The organism is Pseudomonas sp. NFIX28 (assembly GCF_900107395.1).
In the GTDB taxonomy this organism is placed as follows: domain Bacteria; phylum Pseudomonadota; class Gammaproteobacteria; order Pseudomonadales; family Pseudomonadaceae; genus Aquipseudomonas.
This window is the reverse complement of the sequence record NZ_FNPW01000015.1, coordinates 157439-173245: the sequence shown is the minus strand read 5'-3', so window position 1 is coordinate 173245 and position 15807 is coordinate 157439. Positions and strand designations below refer to the sequence as shown.

At 65.3% G+C, this 15807-nt stretch carries 16 protein-coding genes and 2 pseudogenes; 7 read left to right on the top strand and 11 right to left on the bottom strand.

Going from position 1 to position 15807, the window contains the following annotated elements; translation table 11 throughout:
• Window positions 1-9 precede the first annotated feature (9 nt).
• A complete protein-coding gene (locus tag BLV20_RS25090; RefSeq protein ID WP_007924870.1) occupies window positions 10-270 on the bottom strand; it encodes a bacteriocin immunity protein in 261 nt (86 codons plus the stop codon).
• The gene (locus BLV20_RS25085) at window positions 267-1586 is read right to left on the bottom strand and encodes an S-type pyocin domain-containing protein (RefSeq protein ID WP_092305107.1); all 1320 of its coding nucleotides are present in this window, start codon (window positions 1584-1586) and stop codon (window positions 267-269) included. Before BLV20_RS25085 ends, BLV20_RS25090 begins: the two co-directional genes overlap by 4 nt.
• A gap of 178 nt (window positions 1587-1764) precedes the next feature.
• Between BLV20_RS25085 and BLV20_RS31820 the strand changes: the two are divergent.
• A pseudogene (locus BLV20_RS31820) lies at window positions 1765-2045 on the top strand (MFS transporter); the annotation flags it as partial.
• Window positions 2046-2060: 15 nt separating this feature from the next.
• On the opposite strand, the gene BLV20_RS25075 reads toward BLV20_RS31820, so the two are convergent.
• Window positions 2061-2555, bottom strand: coding sequence for a PaaI family thioesterase (locus BLV20_RS25075; RefSeq protein WP_092305106.1), 495 nt, complete (start codon window positions 2553-2555; stop codon window positions 2061-2063).
• 39 nt (window positions 2556-2594) lie between these two features.
• Window positions 2595-3026 carry a hypothetical protein gene (locus tag BLV20_RS25070; protein WP_092305105.1) on the bottom strand — a complete coding sequence of 144 codons (432 nt, stop codon included), beginning with the start codon at window positions 3024-3026 and terminating at the stop codon, window positions 2595-2597.
• A 257-nt stretch (window positions 3027-3283) separates the two neighbouring features.
• Here BLV20_RS25070 and BLV20_RS25065 point away from each other — a divergent pair, with 257 nt between their 5' ends.
• Entirely contained in the window at window positions 3284-3613 is a 330-nt protein-coding gene (locus BLV20_RS25065; RefSeq protein WP_092305104.1) for a hypothetical protein, read from the top strand.
• Between the two features lie 441 nt (window positions 3614-4054).
• Here the strand turns inward: BLV20_RS25065 and BLV20_RS25060 are convergent, their stop codons facing one another.
• On the bottom strand, window positions 4055-4951 hold the full coding sequence (locus tag BLV20_RS25060; protein WP_092305103.1) for a DMT family transporter: 897 nt from the start codon (window positions 4949-4951) through the stop codon (window positions 4055-4057).
• 124 nt (window positions 4952-5075) lie between these two features.
• Here BLV20_RS25060 and BLV20_RS25055 point away from each other — a divergent pair, with 124 nt between their 5' ends.
• Window positions 5076-6410 (top strand): aminotransferase-like domain-containing protein, encoded by a 1335-nt coding sequence (locus BLV20_RS25055; protein WP_092305102.1) that lies wholly within the window; start codon window positions 5076-5078, stop codon window positions 6408-6410.
• 37 nt (window positions 6411-6447) lie between these two features.
• Here BLV20_RS25055 and BLV20_RS32160 read toward each other — a convergent pair whose 3' ends face one another.
• The 3 genes and pseudogenes from BLV20_RS32160 to BLV20_RS25045 form a co-directional block, all read right to left on the bottom strand.
• Window positions 6448-7311, bottom strand: coding sequence for a methyl-accepting chemotaxis protein (locus tag BLV20_RS32160; RefSeq protein WP_371914340.1), 864 nt, complete (start codon window positions 7309-7311; stop codon window positions 6448-6450).
• Window positions 7306-8061 (bottom strand): annotated as a pseudogene (locus BLV20_RS32155) (MCP four helix bundle domain-containing protein); the annotation flags it as partial. The gene BLV20_RS32160 and the pseudogene BLV20_RS32155, both read right to left, overlap by 6 nt.
• Before the next feature lie 358 nt (window positions 8062-8419).
• Window positions 8420-9865 (bottom strand): SulP family inorganic anion transporter, encoded by a 1446-nt coding sequence (locus BLV20_RS25045; protein ID WP_092305100.1) that lies wholly within the window; start codon window positions 9863-9865, stop codon window positions 8420-8422.
• 184 nt (window positions 9866-10049) lie between these two features.
• On the opposite strand from BLV20_RS25045, the gene BLV20_RS25040 reads away from it, so the two are divergent.
• The 4 genes from BLV20_RS25040 (at window position 10050) to BLV20_RS25025 (ending at window position 11925) form a co-directional block, all read left to right on the top strand.
• Window positions 10050-10361 (top strand): hypothetical protein, encoded by a 312-nt coding sequence (locus tag BLV20_RS25040; RefSeq protein ID WP_092305099.1) that lies wholly within the window; start codon window positions 10050-10052, stop codon window positions 10359-10361.
• Window positions 10362-10592: 231 nt separating this feature from the next.
• The gene (locus tag BLV20_RS25035; protein WP_092305098.1) at window positions 10593-11198 is read left to right on the top strand and encodes an SCO family protein; all 606 of its coding nucleotides are present in this window, start codon (window positions 10593-10595) and stop codon (window positions 11196-11198) included.
• Window positions 11198-11689: a copper chaperone PCu(A)C gene (locus BLV20_RS25030; protein WP_092305097.1), complete on the top strand. Its 492-nt coding sequence runs from the start codon at window positions 11198-11200 to the stop codon at window positions 11687-11689. Before BLV20_RS25035 ends, BLV20_RS25030 begins: the two co-directional genes overlap by 1 nt.
• 41 nt (window positions 11690-11730) lie before the next feature.
• Complete coding sequence (locus BLV20_RS25025; RefSeq protein ID WP_092305096.1) at window positions 11731-11925, top strand: DUF1289 domain-containing protein; 195 nt, start codon at window positions 11731-11733, stop codon at window positions 11923-11925.
• 31 nt (window positions 11926-11956) lie between these two features.
• Here the strand turns inward: BLV20_RS25025 and dsdC are convergent, their stop codons facing one another.
• From dsdC to BLV20_RS25010, 3 genes are read right to left on the bottom strand one after another with little or no spacing between them, the layout of a single operon-like run.
• Window positions 11957-12904 (bottom strand): DNA-binding transcriptional regulator DsdC, encoded by a 948-nt coding sequence (gene dsdC, locus BLV20_RS25020; RefSeq protein ID WP_092305095.1) that lies wholly within the window; start codon window positions 12902-12904, stop codon window positions 11957-11959.
• Window positions 12905-12928: 24 nt separating this feature from the next.
• The gene (locus BLV20_RS25015) at window positions 12929-14281 is read right to left on the bottom strand and encodes a D-serine ammonia-lyase (protein WP_092305094.1); all 1353 of its coding nucleotides are present in this window, start codon (window positions 14279-14281) and stop codon (window positions 12929-12931) included.
• 26 nt (window positions 14282-14307) lie between these two features.
• Complete coding sequence (locus BLV20_RS25010; protein ID WP_092305093.1) at window positions 14308-15648, bottom strand: GntT/GntP/DsdX family permease; 1341 nt, start codon at window positions 15646-15648, stop codon at window positions 14308-14310.
• Window positions 15649-15807 lie beyond the last annotated feature (159 nt).

Below are 15807 nucleotides of genomic sequence, written 5' to 3'. Positions count from 1 at the left end.
CCATTGATTTTAGGGTTCCTTGAAACCCGGCAATCCGTTGGCCTTGCGCCAGTCTTGGACTGTTTTCAAAATTCCCTTTGGCGAATCGTCTTCACCATCCTCTGGATAGTAAATCCAGTCAGATGCGGCGGGATTGCCAGTTATTTTAATAAAGTGCTCTAACAGCTCATCCTGATATTTCTCTGTACCCACCGCATTGCATATTTCTTCGAGTAGCTCAAGAAAATCACTTTCGGTGTATTCGGACAAAGAGCTTGCAAGCTTGATCATCGTTTGTTGTTCCTGTGCAAGTCGATGTGGTGTCTTGGCGTGACGACACCAAGGTTATCTAAATCGTAAACCTCACCGCCTTCTGAAATAGGTATCTTGTGGTGCAGTTCAAAGGAGCGTCGCCCGCCAACGGTATCAGAGGCTCTTGCGCGTGGAGCCATGCCGTCTCGCGCTCGAGCCTTGTTGCTATTGTTAAACTGCGCGGCTAATTCAGGATCATCACTTACAGCCCTCCACAACGCTTCCCGAAAAGCATCAAAGCTTCTGAACTCCCTACCGCGCAACTGATCAGCAATCCCTGTAGGTATCGGAGAGCCTAACCCGGAGCCCGCCCCAGCAAGCCAGCTTCCACCTATGTCCTGCCCCCGACCCGTAACCGTACCGGGCGTCTTGCGCACGCTCAGCACGATATAGAGCGGCCGAACCCCAGACCCCGGTGGAAACACCAGGATGAAGTCCTTGTACTCCGGCGGGTAGATCGGGTTGACGATGAGGGTGTCCGCCTGTTCGGTGGGCGGAAAGATCCAGATGTGCGGCGCTTGGGGCGCGGCCTCCAGTGGGGGGATGCCGGAGGTGCTGGACGGGTCCACCGCGGGTGTCCAGATCAGGGTGATGCCGTCGCCGAAGTCGGCGACTTGCTGCTGGCCTTTGGCAACGAAACGCACCACCGGGACCATTTCCCAGCCACGCTGCTTTTGCGTGTTGTAGCCGTAGCCCTTGAGCGTGCCGTCGGGCCGTTGTTCGATATGCAAGCGCACGCGGGTGCGGCCTTCTTTCAGCGCGTCGAGTTGCTCTGGCGTGTACAAGGCGCTGTCGCCCAGGCTCGACGGCCAGAGCATGGCCACCACGCCAGCCAAGGCACCGGCGACGACGCCGCCGGTTGCCACGCTGGTCCCGGCGGACGCCACGGCCTCGCCACCCAGCGCAAGGCTACCCAGCGCGGCGGGAAGGGCGCCGCTGATTTTCTTGAGCGGGATATTCCCCGTCGCGTCGGTTCCACGGCCCCCCAGCAAGACAAGCTCGCCATAGTCCTTGATGGCGTCAGTGGGAATCGCCCCGGATGGGCTGAGGTAGTCCATGACCCCGTCGGGTAGCTTGCAGGATTTGGTGAATGTGCAGCCGGCCATCGCCTGTTGCTTGCGGGGTGGGCTGGCGAGGCTGTCGGCGTAGGCTTGTTGGCGAACCAGCATCCGTTCATAGGCGTGTTGCCTGGCCTCTTGCTCAGCTCGTTCGCTGGCGGTCATGTCTCGGTAGGTGACATGGTGCCCGTCGCCGGAAGGGGGATTCTTGATCGGGGGGAGTCTGTTGCGGGCCATCGAGCGTTCTGCCTGTCCATCCTTTGCGGTTTTCCAGCCGGCGGCGGGATGGCATCAACCCTATTGGGTAGGGCGGGGCATTACTCTGGGAGGAGTCTGAAAGGTTTGAAGGGCGAGTCTTTACTTTTGTGGGCCGGCGATTCTGGCCAGCCACTGGGTTGGTGTGAATGCCCGGTCTGGCTTGATGGCGGTCTTGCCGCTGCTGGGGCTGGCATTGAACGGCACCTCGTCGGTGCTTTATGGCGCGGTGCCGGACCTGCGGGAACGGGCAAGCGCGAACAGGCGTTCGCGATCTTCTATACCGGTACCATCGGCGGCGGGGCGCTGGCGCCGGTGCTGTTTGGCAGCCTGGGGGACGTCACTGGCGTGCCCGTCGCGCTGATGGTGCTGGCGGCTACCTTGCTGCTGACGTTGCCGCTGTCCTGGTCTGTTCAGCGCGGCCTGGATGCGGATGTCCGGCTGGCCCGGGCCGGCTCAGGCTTCCCGCCCATGGGCCGCCGCGGCCAGTTGCTCGGTATCGACCCGCACAAAGATCGAGTCGCCAAGCGCCGTCAGCACATCGCCGGCGTAGACCTCGCACACCACCCGGCTCTTGCGCCCGACTTCGCCTTCGACCTTGGCGCGCAAGGTCAGGGGCACGCCCATGGGCGTCGGCTTGATGAATTTGATGCCGAGGTTGCCGGTCACGCAGTTGATCCGCGGCTGGCTGTCCAGCGCGCGATTTTCGGCGCGGGCGTGGTAGGCCATGGCGGTCCAGTTCGAATGGCAATCCACCAGCATGGCGATCAGGCCGCCATACACCAGTTCGGGCCAGCCGCAATACTGGCTGTCCGGCAAGTGCTCGGCCATGACATGCACCCCATCCTCATGCCAGTGGCTCTTGATGTGCAGGCCATGGGGGTTGCGGCTGCCGCAGCCAAAGCAAACGCCATCCGGCGCGGCGCTGTCTTGCAGGGAAAGTGGGGGCATGGCTCTTACCTTCTTATTGTTGGAACGGTGGCCAAGCCCTCAGGCCGCGGCCTGGGCCTGGATCTGCAGTTCGCCGTCGACTTCCTTGACCAGCCCGCTAGCCAGCAGCAGCGGCAGCAGGCGCTTGTGCAGTTGCGGTTCGACGAACTCCTTGACGGTGTCCAGCGCCAGCTGGCCGCTGGCATCCAGCTCGGCCTTGGTGTACGACAGCCAGGCCTTCTTCAGCACCAGCAGCACGTCGCTGCCGGCGGTGGTGGCGAAGCGGCGATGGGTGATTTTACCGTCGAAGTCGAAGCTGTGCTGGTAGGCATAACCGGTTTCGTCGCCCGCGCTGGCGACACAACGACCGCAGGCGCATTTGCCGTCGCCGAAGGCCGTGCGCAGATAGGTGTTGAAGTCCACCACGGGCTTGAGGCCCAGGCGCTTGTCGACTTCGAACAGATCCCCGGTCAGTTTTTGTTCAGTGCTCAACGTCCATTTCCTCAAATCATGCGGCGTATTTTTACAGGGCCGCACGATACCAGCCGGACGCCGACTGGGGGAATTTTCTGCCTGTCGGCTTCAAGCGCCAGGCCCCACGGCTTTAGCCGGGCCTGGGCCTTTTAATGAGCAAGTGGCCAGTAAAAGCAAGGCACATTGCCTTCTCCAAGAGGCTGCGATGCTGGCCCCGCGGCTAGCGAATCGCCGCCAAAATCACTTTATTTTCAGGTGGTTAGGTGGATCGCAAAATGCGCAATATGTGGATGACGCTGACCTCGTTCGCCTTGGCCAGCGTGGCTGTCGCGGCCGAGGGCAAGGAACTGGCGGCCAACGATCGGTATGTCTGCAGCTGGGGCGCGGGCACCGCGGCGCGGGCGCAAGAGCTGAAACTGTCGGGCGTTTCGCTGTATGCCGCGCGGCAGAAGTTGCAGACCTACAAATTCAGCAAGGGCTGGATGCGCATGCTGGCCCTGGGCATAACCGAGCAGACCTACGACAGCCCGTCGCGGGCCAAGCCGGCAACGGTGCGGCAGAGTTTTTACGACGATTGCGTGCGCTACAAGCTGGCGCGCAAATAATCCGGTGCAGGTATTGGAAGGGCGGGCGTCGGCAGGTCGGGAAATAGCCGCTTGCCCGGCTGCCATGCTCGCGCGGGGGCTGGCGACACTGGGCTTGGGTATCTCGGCCTTGCCTTCTGTAACCGGCCCTTTGGCTTGTGAAGCGGCGGAATTCGCTGTCATCTGATCCGTATTTTTCTTCGTCACCTGCGCCTGTATCGGGATCAGATCAGGCCTGACAATGGCTCCCCCTCAGCAGCACCGGCCAGCCGTCGGACGCCTGGGGGGAGTTCTACTTTTCGCGCTGGCGAAAACCTATTGTTCAGGAGGCCTTTATGGCGAAGATGGCGATTTTCTTGTTTGGTTTCTTGGCGCTGACCATCGCGATCGGTGTGCTGGCGACCATCTCTCCGGTCTGAGGGAAACCTCGGGCCAGCCCCAATCTCCTGGGGCCAATTGCTCTTATTTGGAAAACTTCCTCGCCCCGGCCACGCACAAAATCACCGCCATGGTCACTCCCAACATGCCCAGGCTGACCTGTTCATGCAGCAGGGTGGCGGCCAGGGCCAGGCCAAAGAACGGTTGCAGCAATTGCAACTGGCCGACGGCGGCGATCCCTCCCTGGGCCAGCCCGCGATACCAGAAGACAAAGCCGATCAGCATGCTGAACAACGCCACGTACCCCAGGCTCAGCCAGGCGGGCAGGGTGATGTTGCTAAACGACGGCGGGGCGCGGAACAGCGTCAGCAGTGCCATCAGCGGCAGCGCCAGCACCAACGCCCAGCAGATCACCTGCCAGCCGCCCAGGGTGCGGGAGAGCTTGGCGCCTTCGGCGTAACCCAGGCCGCAGATCAGGATTGCCAGCAACATCAGCAAGTCCCCGGCCGGCGCGGCGCTGAGCCCCTGGGACAGCGCAAAGCCCACCACCAGCAGGCTGCCCAGCACCGAGAACAGCCAGAACACCGGTCGCGGCCGCTCGCCGCCGCGCAGCACGCCGAACGCCGCGGTGGCCAGGGGCAGCAGGCCGAGGAAGACGATGGAGTGAGCCGAGGTCACGTATTGCAGGGCCAAGGCGGTCAGTAGCGGAAAGCCCACCACCACGCCCAGCGCCACTATCGCCAGGGGCCACAGTTGGCTTCTGCTCGGGCGTCGTTCCTTGAACAGCAGCAACAGGCACAAGGCCAGGACCCCGGCGATGCTCGCGCGGGCCACGGTCAGGAACAGCGGGTTGAATTCCAGCACGGCCACGCGGGTGGCCGGCAGCGAGCCGCTGAAAATCAGCACGCCGATAAAGCCGTTGAGCCAGCCGCTCGCGGCCTTGTGCGTGGTGGGGTGGGGCAGGGGCGATATCCGTTCCATTCAGGGGCTCAGCTCTTTTCAAGGGGGAAGGCCGCACTGGGCGAGATTGCGCCCGGGCTGCTGTGGCTCCATCCTAGGAGCGCTGATCAATACAATCAAAATATTGTCATGGATACATTCCGCTATGGCCCGTGCCCGCTACAAACAACTGGTCGATGGTTTTGCCGCCGATATTCGTGGCGGGGTATTGCCACCCGGCACCCGCCTGCCGACCCACCGCGAGCTGGCCGCCAGGGAAGGCCTGGCCCTGGTGACAGCATCGCGGGTGTATGCCGAGCTGGAGGCGATGGGGCTGGTCAGCGGTGAAGCCGGGCGCGGCACCTTTGTCCGTGAGACCGCATTGCCGCCAGGGCAGGGCGTCGACCAACAGGCGACGGCGGCCGGCACCCTGGACCTGAATTTCAACTATCCGGCGCTGCCCGGCCAGGCCGACATGCTGCGCAGCGGCCTGCGCCAATTGGCGGCCAGCGGTGACCTGGAGGCGCTGCTGCGTTACCAGCCCCACAGCGGCCGCAGTCACGAGCGGGCCGCGGTGGCGCGGTATCTGGCTTCTTGCGGGTTGCAGGTAGAGGCCGAGCAGGTGTCGATCGTCAGCGGTGCCCAGCATGGCCTGGCGACCACGGTGATGGCGCTGCTCAAGCCTGGCGACGTGGTCGCCACCGATGCCTTGACCTACCCGGGGTTCAAGGTGGTGGCCGACGCCCATGGCGTGGAGTTGGTCTCGATTGCCCTGACCGAGCACGGCCCCGACCTGGCCGCCTTCGAGCAGCTGTGCCGCAGCCGCCGGGTGCGCGCGGTGTATGCCATGCCGACCCTGCACAATCCCATGGGCTGGGTGCTGGACCTGGCGTGGCGCGAGCATCTGGTGCGGATCGCCCGGCAACACCGGCTGCTGATCATCGAGGACGCCGCCTATGCCTTTCTCGCCGACGACCCGCCCGCGCCGCTGGCGGCCCTGGCGCCGGAGCTGACGGTGTATGTGTCGGGGTTTTCGAAAAATGTCGCCACCGGCTTGCGGGTCGGTTTCGTGGTTGCGCCGCCGGCCTGGGTGCCGTTGATCGAGCGGGTGATCCGCGCGACCACCTGGAACACCCCCGGGGTGATGACGGCACTGCTGTGCAACTGGATCGACGACGGCACGGTGGCACGCCTGGAGGCCGAGAAACGCCAGGATGCGCGCGCCCGTCAGGCGTTGGCCAGGGAAACCTTGGCCGGCCTGGCGTACATCGGGCATCCGGCGTCCTATTTCCTCTGGCTGCCGCTGCCCGAGGAGGTGCGTGCCGATCAGGTGGCCATGGCCTTGCTGCGGGAGAATGTCTCGGTGTCCACCGCCGAGCCCTTTGTCAGCGCCGCGCCGGTGCCCCACGCGATCCGTCTGGCGCTGGGCTCGGTCGATATGGATCAACTGCGGGTGGCGCTGGAAAGGGTGCGCAAGGTGATTGCTCAATACGCCTACTGAAGGCCCCGCGCGACACGGCGCGGGAGCCCGTTGGCCGTCAGACCTTGAACTGGGTCACCAGGCCGTTGAGTTCCACCGCCAGGCGCGACAGGTCCTGGCTGGCGGCGTTGCTCTGGTTGGCTCCGGCCGAGGTCTGGGTGGCCAGGTCGCGAATGTTCACCAGGTTGCGGTCGACTTCGCGGGCGACCTGGGCCTGCTCTTCGCTGGCGCTGGCGATCACCAGGTTGCGTTCGTTGATCGAGGTGATGGCCTGGGTGATCTGGTCCAGGGCCAGGCCCGAGGCGCGGGCGGCTTCCAGGGTCAGGTGGGCGCGTTCGTTGCTGTGGCGCATGGCGCTGACCGCGCCTTCGGTGCCTTCTTCGATGGTGTTGATCATGCTTTCGATTTCCTGGGTCGACTGCTGGGTGCGGTGGGCGAGAGCCCGCACCTCGTCGGCGACCACGGCGAAACCGCGCCCGGCGTCACCGGCCCGGGCGGCCTCGATGGCCGCGTTGAGCGCCAGCAGGTTGGTCTGCTCGGCGATCGCGCGAATCACCTCCAGGACCTGGCCGATATTGCGCACGTCCACCGCCAGGTGCTCGACCTGCTCGCAGGTGCGGGTCACCTCGCCGGCCAGGTCGCCGATGGAGTCGACGGTGTGTTGCACTTGCTGGCGGCCGTGGTGGGCGGTGGCGTCGGTTTCCCGCGAGGCCTCGGAGGTGCTGACGGCGTTGCGCGCCACTTCTTCCACCGCCGCGGTCATCTGGTTGACCGCGGTGGCGGCCTGTTCCAGCTCGTTGCTCTGCTGGTGCAGGGTCTTGCTGGAATCCTCGGTCACCGCATGCAGCTCCTCGGCGGCCGAAGCCAGCTGGCTGGAAGAGTCGGCAATTTTCTGCAGGGTGCCGCGCAGGCTGTTCTGCATGCGTTGCAGGGCGTGCAGCAGGCGCGCCGGCTCATCGTTGCCGGTCACGCTGATGGCGTGGCACAGGTCGCCGCTGGCGATGGTTTCGGCGACTGCCACGGCCTGGCCCAGCGGCCGCACGATGCTGCGAGTGAGCACGATGGCCAGGCCCACGGTCAGCGCCAGCACCAGTGCCAGGATCGCCAGCACCAGCCCGACAGCGCTGTGGAACACCTCGTTGCTGCGCGTGGCCGCGGCTTCGCCGCCATGGGTGTTGATCTCGACCACGGCCAGCAGCTCCTTGAGCATGGCGTCGGCATTGGCCAGGAACGGCCCGCCGTCGACAATGGCCACGGCCTCGGCCTTGCGGCCTTCGCGTATCAGCTCCAGGACCCGCTGCTGGTCTTGCAGGTACAACGCCCTGACCCGGACAAAACGCTCGTAGGCGGCTTTTTCCGCGGGGTCGCTGATCAGCGTTTCGTAGACCTTCTGTTGCGCCGACAGTTGTTCGTCGAGCTGCACGACCCGGGGCAACAGTTCGGCTACATCGTTGCTGTCACGGACCACCAGCAGGCGCAGGGTCAGGGTGCGGATCTGGGTGCTGGTCAGAGCCACGGCGTTGGCCGCGACGATCGACGGCAGCCAGTTCTTGTCGACTTCGAGCGACTGCTCGTTCATGCGGCGCATTTCCAGCAGCGAGAACGCCCCGAGGGCAACCGCGAGCAGCGCAATCAGGGCAAAACTGAGGCCTGCACGGCGGGAAATGTTCATCGATCGTAAAAGCATGACTGTGTTCCTTGTGACGGCAAAAGGCACAACCTGCGCGGCATCCGGCAGGTTCGCGGCAAAGCGGCGCACGCTCGGAAAGCTCCCGGGGCGTCGTCGGTTCTTGCAGGCAAGGCAGGCGGGAGGCGCGTCGTGGCGCCTTCTTTTTGGGGAGTTTTGCTATGGCGGGGTCACACGGGCCCTGGCCGGAAAGGCGAGTGATGATATCACAATGATGTCGCATTTTTGGCCGGAACCGGCTGCTTCCGGCCGATGAAAAAGGCGAGCCGTGGCTCGCCTTGGGTTTTTCAGGGTGTTTGCCGGGCCGGGGGGTAATGCTCGGACAGGCGCTGCGTGGCGGACCTCAGCCGTGCTGGATGCCCGCGCGTTTGAGCAACTGCTTGCAGCGCTCGGACAGGTGCGTCACCCGCAGGTGCTTGCCGGCCTTGCTGTAGCGTTCGCGCAGGGTTTTCAGGGCGGCGATGGCCGAGTAGTCGACAAAGCTCAGGTGGCGGCAGTCGAGGGTCACCTGGGCCGGGTCGCCCGCCGGGTCGAAGTGGTTGAGAAAGGGCGTGGTCGAGGCGAAGAACAGGGTGCCGTGGACCCGGTACAGCTTGCTGCCGTCGGCTTCTTCATGGCTGTCGGCATACAGCTCGCGCGAATGCTGCCAGGCGAAGTTCAGGGCGGCGATGACGATGCCGCACAGCACCGCGGTGGCGAGGTCGGTGAATACCGTGATCAGGGTCACCGCGATGATCACCAGCATGTCGTTCAGCGGCACTTTGTGCAGCACCCGCAGCGAGCCCCAGGCGAAGGTCTGCTGGGACACCACGAACATCACGCCCACCAGCGCCGCCAGCGGAATGCGCTCGATCAAGGGCGAGAGGAACAGCACGAACAGCAGGATCATCATCCCGGCAACCGCCCCGGACAGGCGGCCACGGCCACCGGAGCTGAGGTTGATCACGGTCTGGCCGATCATTGCGCAACCGCCCATGCCGCCGAACAGGCCCGAGGCGATATTGGCTGCGCCCAGGGCCACGCACTCGCGGTCCGGGAAGCTGCGGCTCTCGGTGATTTCATCGGTGAGGTTGAGGGTCAGCAGGGTTTCCAGCAGGCCGACCATGGCCATCAGGAAGGCGTAGGGGGCGATGATGCCGAGGGTTTCCAGGTTCCACGCAATGTCCGGCAGCACCAGGCGCGGCAGGCCGCCGGCGATATGCGCCATGTCGCCCAGGGTGCGGGTCGGCAGGCCCAGCAGGTAGACCAACAGGCCGACGCCGAGAATCGCCACCAGCGCCGGCGGCACCGCGCGGCTCAGGCGCGGCAGCAGGTAGACGATGGCCATGGTCAGCGCCACCAGCCCGAGCATCAGCCACAGGGCGGTGCCGCTGAGCCAGCTTTCGTCGGCCTTGAAATGCTCCAGCTGGGCCAGGGCAATGATGATCGCCAGGCCGTTGACGAAGCCGAGCATCACCGGGTACGGCACGATCCGCACCAGCTTGCCCAGGCGCAGCAGGCCGAAGGCGATCATGATCAGCCCGCCCAGCAGCACCGTGGCCAGCAGGTATTGCACGCCGTGCTGCACCACCAGCGCGACGATCACCACCGCCATCGACCCGGCGGCGCCGGAAATCATCCCCGGGCGGCCGCCGAACAGGGCGGTCAGGGTGCAGATGATAAAGGCCCCGTACAGGCCCATCAGCGGGTTGAGATGGGCCACCAGGGCGAAGGCGATGCACTCGGGCACCAGCGCGAAAGAGGTGGTGAGTCCGGCCAGGACGTCGGCGCGAAGGCGAGCGGGTTTCATGGTTTACCTAGAGACGGCGGCCAAGCGGCCGGGGTTGCGGAGGAGGGTCGAAAAGACCGCGAATGTTACGGAATTACCTGCGCGCCAGCCACCCATGGGGCTTGTGTTGGCCCACGCCGGCGGCAAGACTGCGCAGCCATACCAGCCCAGCCCGACAATGGCCCCGGGCGCGCAAGGAGATCCCATGCCGTCAAGCAAACGCGAGCAGGCCCGCATCGAGCGGCACCTGGTCGCCAGCCTCACCGACGCCTGCGAAACCGCCAAGGCGGAAATCGTCGGCTTTTCCTGGCTGACCCACGTCGCCGATGACGCGGCGTTTCCCGCCAGCCTCAAGGTGGTGTGGGTTTTCGACACCCAGGCCAGCAAGGCCCAGGCCCTGGCCCGCGGCCTGGGCGAGCGCATGCTCGAACTCACGGCCATCGCCCTGGGCGAAGCCGGCCTGGAGCTGCAGCCGCTGGCGCCCCATGTGCAGTACGACAGCGAAGAGCAATGCTAGTGCATCAACGGCGGCAACTGGCAGCAACGCCTGGCGCGGCTGAACCCGCAACGGCGCTGAATACCGCAGGCAATAGCGGCGAAACGCCGCACCCGACCAAGGTTGCACACAACCTGTCATCCATTTGGCAGGAACCGGGCCGCCTCATTTTGCTACCATGCGCCGCTTTTACGGATGATCCGCCTGGCGCGATCGTCTGGACTTTCGGACTCCTCAAAAGGGCGGTAACGAATGAGTGTGTTGTTGAGTCGCCGCGAGGTGATTGCAGGCATGGGGGTGTTGGGCCTCGGCCTGCTGGCCGGTTGCGATACCCGTGGCCAGCTGTCGTACAAATACGGCAAGGACTTGAGCGACAAGATCCTCGGGCGAACCTTCAAGCTGAAGGACACCGAGGGCAATGTCAGGACGCTGTCGAGTTTTCGCGGGCTGATGCCGATGGTGTTCTTCGGCTTCACCCAGTGCCCGGCGATCTGCCCCACGACGCTGGCGCGCGCGGCGCAAGCCAAGAAACTGATGGGCCGCGACGGCGATCGCCTGCAGGTGATCTTCATCACCCTGGACCCTGAGCGGGATACCCCGCAGGTGCTGGACGCCTACGTCAAGGCCTTCGACCCGTCGTTCGTCGCGCTGTACGGCACGCTGGAGGAAACCGCGGCCACGGCCAAGGAATTCGACGTGTTCTACGAGAAGATCCCGAGCGGCTCGACCTACACCCTGTCCCACACCGCCACCAGTTTTGTCTACGACTCCCGGGGCACGCTGCGCCTGGGGTTGTCCCAATCGCTTTCTGCACAAGAGTGCACGGAAGATCTTTTGACCGTCATGGAGGTCTGCTGATGAACCCGGCCCTGAACCAAACCGCTATCGGCCAACGCGCCAAACGCATCCTGATCGGCCTGTCCCTGCTGGGCCTGGCAGGCCAGGCCGCGGCCCAGGTCCAGGTCGACGACGCCTGGGTGCGCGCCACCGTCGCCGGGCAGCAAGCGACCGGGGCCTTCATGACCCTGACCGCCAGCGACGACAGCAAGCTGCTCAGCGTCGAGTCGCCGGTGGCGAAGATCGTGCAGATTCACCAGTCGAGCATGCACAACGATGTGATGAGCATGCGCCCGGTGGACGCCGTCGCGTTGCCGGCCGGCAAGGCCGTCGCCCTGGACTCTCATGGCTACCATGTGATGCTGATCGACCTGGTCGCCCAGGTGAAGGAAGGCGACAAGGTGCCGCTGACCCTGGTGGTGGAAAACGCCAAGGGCGAGAAAGAGTCGGTCAAGGTCGAGGCCCAGGCCCGCGCGCTGAACATGCCTGACCACAGCAAGATGCACCATTGATGGTGCGTGGCAGCGCCGATGACCGGCGGCCGGGCTGACGCATGGCCAAGGAAATCGACAACCCCTGCATCGCCGTTTACCAGTTGAGCGGCGACCTGTGCCTGAGTTGCGGGCGCAGCAAGGACGACATCCGCCAATGGAAGCGCATGAAGCGCCCGGAAAAAATGGCCGCGGTGCAACGGGCCAGCCAGCGCCTCAAGGCGTTGCGCAAGAAGGGCGCTGCCGCCAGCCGCTGATCTCCCCCCGCCGGCCACTGCGCGCCGGCATTCAGCCCCCCGGCGTTTGCGCCGCACACTCCTGCAACCAGGCAATACAGGCCCAGACCCGGCGCGGCAGCGCTTCCACGGTCGGATGGACGATGTAGTAATCGTATTCGCCGCTGCGGGTAAACCCGGTGAACGGCAGCACCAGCCGGCCTTGCCCGATGGCTTCGCTGACCAGATGCTCGCGCCCGATCGCCACGCCGGCATGGTGGATGGCGGCGGTGACGCAAAGGTCCGAGCGATCGAAGGTCACCCCGCGTTTGGGCATGGGCAGGCCAGCGCCGTGCTGGCGCATCCACAGCGCCCATTCGGAGTCGAAGGTGGCGTGGTCCCAGGCCAGCGAGTCATGCAACAGGGTGCACTGCTGCAATTGTTCGACTGCGCCGGTCAATCCATGGCGCTCGGCGTATTGCGCGCTGCACACCGGCGCGACCCGTTCCTGCATCAGCTTGTGCGCCACCAGCCCATGAAACTCGCCATTGCCGTAGTACAGCGCGAGGTCGATCTGCCGGCTGCGAAAGTCGATGCGGTCGTTGCCCACGCGCAAATCCAGCTTGACCCCGGGAAAGCGCTGGCCGAACTCGGCCAGGCGCGGCACCAGCCAGGAATGGGCGATGGACGGGTGCGCGTACAGCGTCAGCGGCCCGGCCAGGTCGGCATCCACCGGCTGGGCCAGGACTTCGGACAGGTCGCCCAGGGTCTGCTGGAGAATGGCGAAGATCCGTTCGCCGGCCTCGGTCAACTGCACCCGTCGGGTCAACCGCTGGAACAGCTGGATCGACAATTCCGCCTCCAGCCGGGCGATGCGATGGCTGACCGCGCTGGCGGTCAGGCACAGCTCATCGGCGGCCTTGCTGAAGCTCAGGTGGCGGGCCGCGACCTGGAAGGTGAACAGGTTCGAGAACTGGCTGCTGTTGAGCTTGGCATCCAGTCTGGGCGGTAGGTTGTACAAGCCGGCGCTTCTCCTGTGGGTCGGTTATGAGCCTTGCAGCACCCGCGCGCCTTGCGCCAGGTAAGCCTGCATCTCGCTGTCCGGGACCATGCTGCCGCCCGTGGCCCAGACCAGGTGCGTGGCCCGGGCGTAGGCCGCGGCGCTCATGCCGCTGCGCTGCAGATACTGCTCACGCTGCGCCTGCACCCGGGCGATGCCTGGGACGCCAGCCACCGCCGAGGGCTCCAGGTGCAACTGTTGGTGCTTGGCCATCAGCCAGACCAGGGCATGCAGCTCGTCGTCGCTGACTGTGTAGTAACCCTCGATCAACCGCTGCATGGCGCGGCCGACAAAGCCCGAGGCGCGGCCGACGGCCAGGCCATCGGCGGCGGTGAGGTTGTCGATGCCGAAGTCCTGCACCGAGACCTCGTCATGCAGCCCGGTATGCACCCCGAGCAGCATGCACGGCGAATGGGTGGGCTCGGCAAATATACAGTGAACCGCGTCGCCGAACGCCAGCTTCAAGCCGAACGCCACGCCGCCGGGGCCACCGCCGACACCGCAGGGCAGGTAGACGAACAGCGGATGCTCGGCATCGACCCGGACCCCGGCCTGCGCCAGTTGCCGGCCCAGGCGCTCGGCGGCCACGGCATAGCCGAGGAACAGGTCGGTGGAGTTTTCGTCATCGACGAAATGGCAGGCCGGATCGCCGCTGGCCTGCTGGCGCCCCTCGGCCACCGCGACGCTGTAGTCGCTTTGGTATTCCATGACGTTGACGCCATGGGCGCGCAGCTTGTCCTTCTTCCATTGGCGGGCGTCGGCGGACATGTGCACCGTGACCTGGAAGCCCAGGCGGGCGCCCATCAGCCCGATCGACAGCCCGAGGTTGCCGGTGGAGCCCACGGCGATGCGGTAGTGGCTGAAGAACGCCCGGGCCGCGGCCGAGTCGAGCACGCTGTAGTCCTGGTCCAGGCGCAGCAGGCCGGCTTCCAGGGCCAGGCGTTCGGCGTGCTTGAGCACCTCGTAGATACCGCCGCGGGCCTTGATCGACCCGGAAATCGGCAGGTGGCTGTCCTGCTTGATCCACAGCGCGCCGGGCAGCGCCTGTCCGTAACGGCTGGCCAGCACCGCCTGCAGGGCCGGCAGCGGTTGGATCGGCGACTCGAGAATGCCGTGGCTGGCCAACGTCTCGGGGAAGGCCACGCGGAAATACGCGGCGAAACGTTCCAGGCGCGCACTGGCGTCGGCCACATCGGCGGCGCTCAGCGCAAGATCGCTGAGGCCATCGGCCAGGGGCGCGCGGGTGGGGGTGAACCAGGTGGTTTCGCGCAACGCCATCAGCTCTTCGAGCAGCGGGAAGCGATGGGTCCAGGTAGCGAGTGGCTGGCCTGCGATCATGGGAAAGACTCCTGTGACAAAGGTGTTTAAACGAAACGAGAGAGGGCCAGGGTCAGTAGCAAGGCCACCGCCGAGGCCAGGACCGTGGCGCTGGTAAAGGTCTTGAGCGCATCGGCCAGCGACACGCCGAGGTATTCCTTGACCACCCAGAAGGCCGAGTCGGTGACGTGGGTCCAGCCGATGGCCCCGGCGCCGATGGCGACCACGATGATTTCCTTGCTGTAGCCGGAGTCCACGCCCAGGGTCGGCAGGACGATGGCGGCGGCGCTCATCATGGCCACGGTCGCCGAGCCCACCGCGAAATGCATCAGCCCCGCCACCAGCCAGGCCAGCACCACCGGGTTGATGTCCAGCCGGGTCAGGGAATCGGCCAGCACCTTGCCCACGCCACTATCGATAAGGATGCCGTTGAAGGCGCCGCCGGCACCGATGATCAGCAGGATGCTGGCCAGCGGCGGCAGGCTTTTCTGCGTGAGGCCCAGCAGGTCCGGCATGTGCAGGCCGCGGCGCAGGCCCAGGGACCAGTAGGCGAACACCACGGCGATCAGCAGCGCCACCAGCGGGTTGCCGAAGAACGACAGCAGCGCGGACAGCGTCGAACCGGCGGGCAGGGTGCTGGCGAAGGTCTTGCCGATCATCAGCAGCAGCGGCAGCAGGATGGTCAGCAACGTCAGCCAGAAACCCGGCAGCACCCGCTCGCCCCGGGCCTCGCAGCGCTCCTCGAGGAAGGCCGCCTGCCAGGGTTCGGCCTGGCTGCGCGCCACCAGGGGGATCCACAACGGCCCGGCGACGATGGCGGTGGGCAGCCCGACGATCAGGCCGTAGAGGATTACCTTGCCGACGTCGGCCCCCAGCAGGTGGGTGATGGCCATGGCCGCCGGATGCGGCGGCAGCATGCAGTGCACGCACATCAGCGACACCGCCAGCGGCACGCCGAGGTGCAACAGGTTGAGCCGGGTGGCCTTGGCCACCACGTACACCAGCGGAATCAGCAGGATATAGCCGACCTCGAAGAACACCGGAATGCCGGCGATGAAACCCACCAGCATCATCACCCAGGACGCGCGCCGCTCGCCCAGCGTGTCGAGCAGGGTGCGGGCGATGCGTTCGGCGCCCCCCGATTCCTCGAGCATCTTGCCCAGGATGCTGCCCAGCCCGATGATCGCGGCAAGAAACCCCAGGGTGTCGCCCAGGCCCTTCTGGAACGAGTCGAGCATGGCATTCAAGGGCATCCCCGAGCCCAACCCGACCAGGCCGCAAGCGGCGATCAGCGCCAGGAAGGCATGCACCCTGAACCGGACAATCAGCACCACGATCATCACGATCGCGGCCAACAACACCCATAGCAACGCGCCACTGCTTTGCATCGGCCAACCCTCTTATTGATTTTGTGACGGGGTCCGTCAAAGGACTTCGCGGGGCGAGAGTTAACTATCGGCCGCGCGGGGCTGACAAAAGATCATTGCTCAGCAGATGGGTGATGCTGGGTCAGCTGTGGGTGCGGGTGGCGGGTGCGCTACGGCGAG

Excerpts from the sequence above, each read along its gene's own strand:
- BLV20_RS25090 (WP_007924870.1), bottom strand. The coding sequence starts at position 270 with ATGATCAAGCTTGCAAGCTCTTTGTCCGAATACACCGAAAGTGATTTT.
- BLV20_RS25085 (WP_092305107.1), bottom strand. The coding sequence starts at position 1,586 with ATGGCCCGCAACAGACTCCCCCCGATCAAGAATCCCCCTTCCGGCGAC.
- BLV20_RS25075 (WP_092305106.1), bottom strand. The coding sequence starts at position 2,555 with ATGCCCCCACTTTCCCTGCAAGACAGCGCCGCGCCGGATGGCGTTTGC.
- BLV20_RS25065 (WP_092305104.1), top strand. The coding sequence starts at position 3,284 with ATGCGCAATATGTGGATGACGCTGACCTCGTTCGCCTTGGCCAGCGTG.
- BLV20_RS25060 (WP_092305103.1), bottom strand. The coding sequence starts at position 4,951 with ATGGAACGGATATCGCCCCTGCCCCACCCCACCACGCACAAGGCCGCG.
- BLV20_RS25055 (WP_092305102.1), top strand. The coding sequence starts at position 5,076 with ATGGCCCGTGCCCGCTACAAACAACTGGTCGATGGTTTTGCCGCCGAT.
- BLV20_RS32160 (WP_371914340.1), bottom strand. The coding sequence starts at position 7,311 with ATGCAGAACAGCCTGCGCGGCACCCTGCAGAAAATTGCCGACTCTTCC.
- BLV20_RS25045 (WP_092305100.1), bottom strand. The coding sequence starts at position 9,865 with ATGAAACCCGCTCGCCTTCGCGCCGACGTCCTGGCCGGACTCACCACC.
- BLV20_RS25040 (WP_092305099.1), top strand. The coding sequence starts at position 10,050 with ATGCCGTCAAGCAAACGCGAGCAGGCCCGCATCGAGCGGCACCTGGTC.
- BLV20_RS25035 (WP_092305098.1), top strand. The coding sequence starts at position 10,593 with ATGAGTGTGTTGTTGAGTCGCCGCGAGGTGATTGCAGGCATGGGGGTG.
- BLV20_RS25030 (WP_092305097.1), top strand. The coding sequence starts at position 11,198 with ATGAACCCGGCCCTGAACCAAACCGCTATCGGCCAACGCGCCAAACGC.
- BLV20_RS25025 (WP_092305096.1), top strand. The coding sequence starts at position 11,731 with ATGGCCAAGGAAATCGACAACCCCTGCATCGCCGTTTACCAGTTGAGC.
- BLV20_RS25015 (WP_092305094.1), bottom strand. The coding sequence starts at position 14,281 with ATGATCGCAGGCCAGCCACTCGCTACCTGGACCCATCGCTTCCCGCTG.
- BLV20_RS25010 (WP_092305093.1), bottom strand. The coding sequence starts at position 15,648 with ATGCAAAGCAGTGGCGCGTTGCTATGGGTGTTGTTGGCCGCGATCGTG.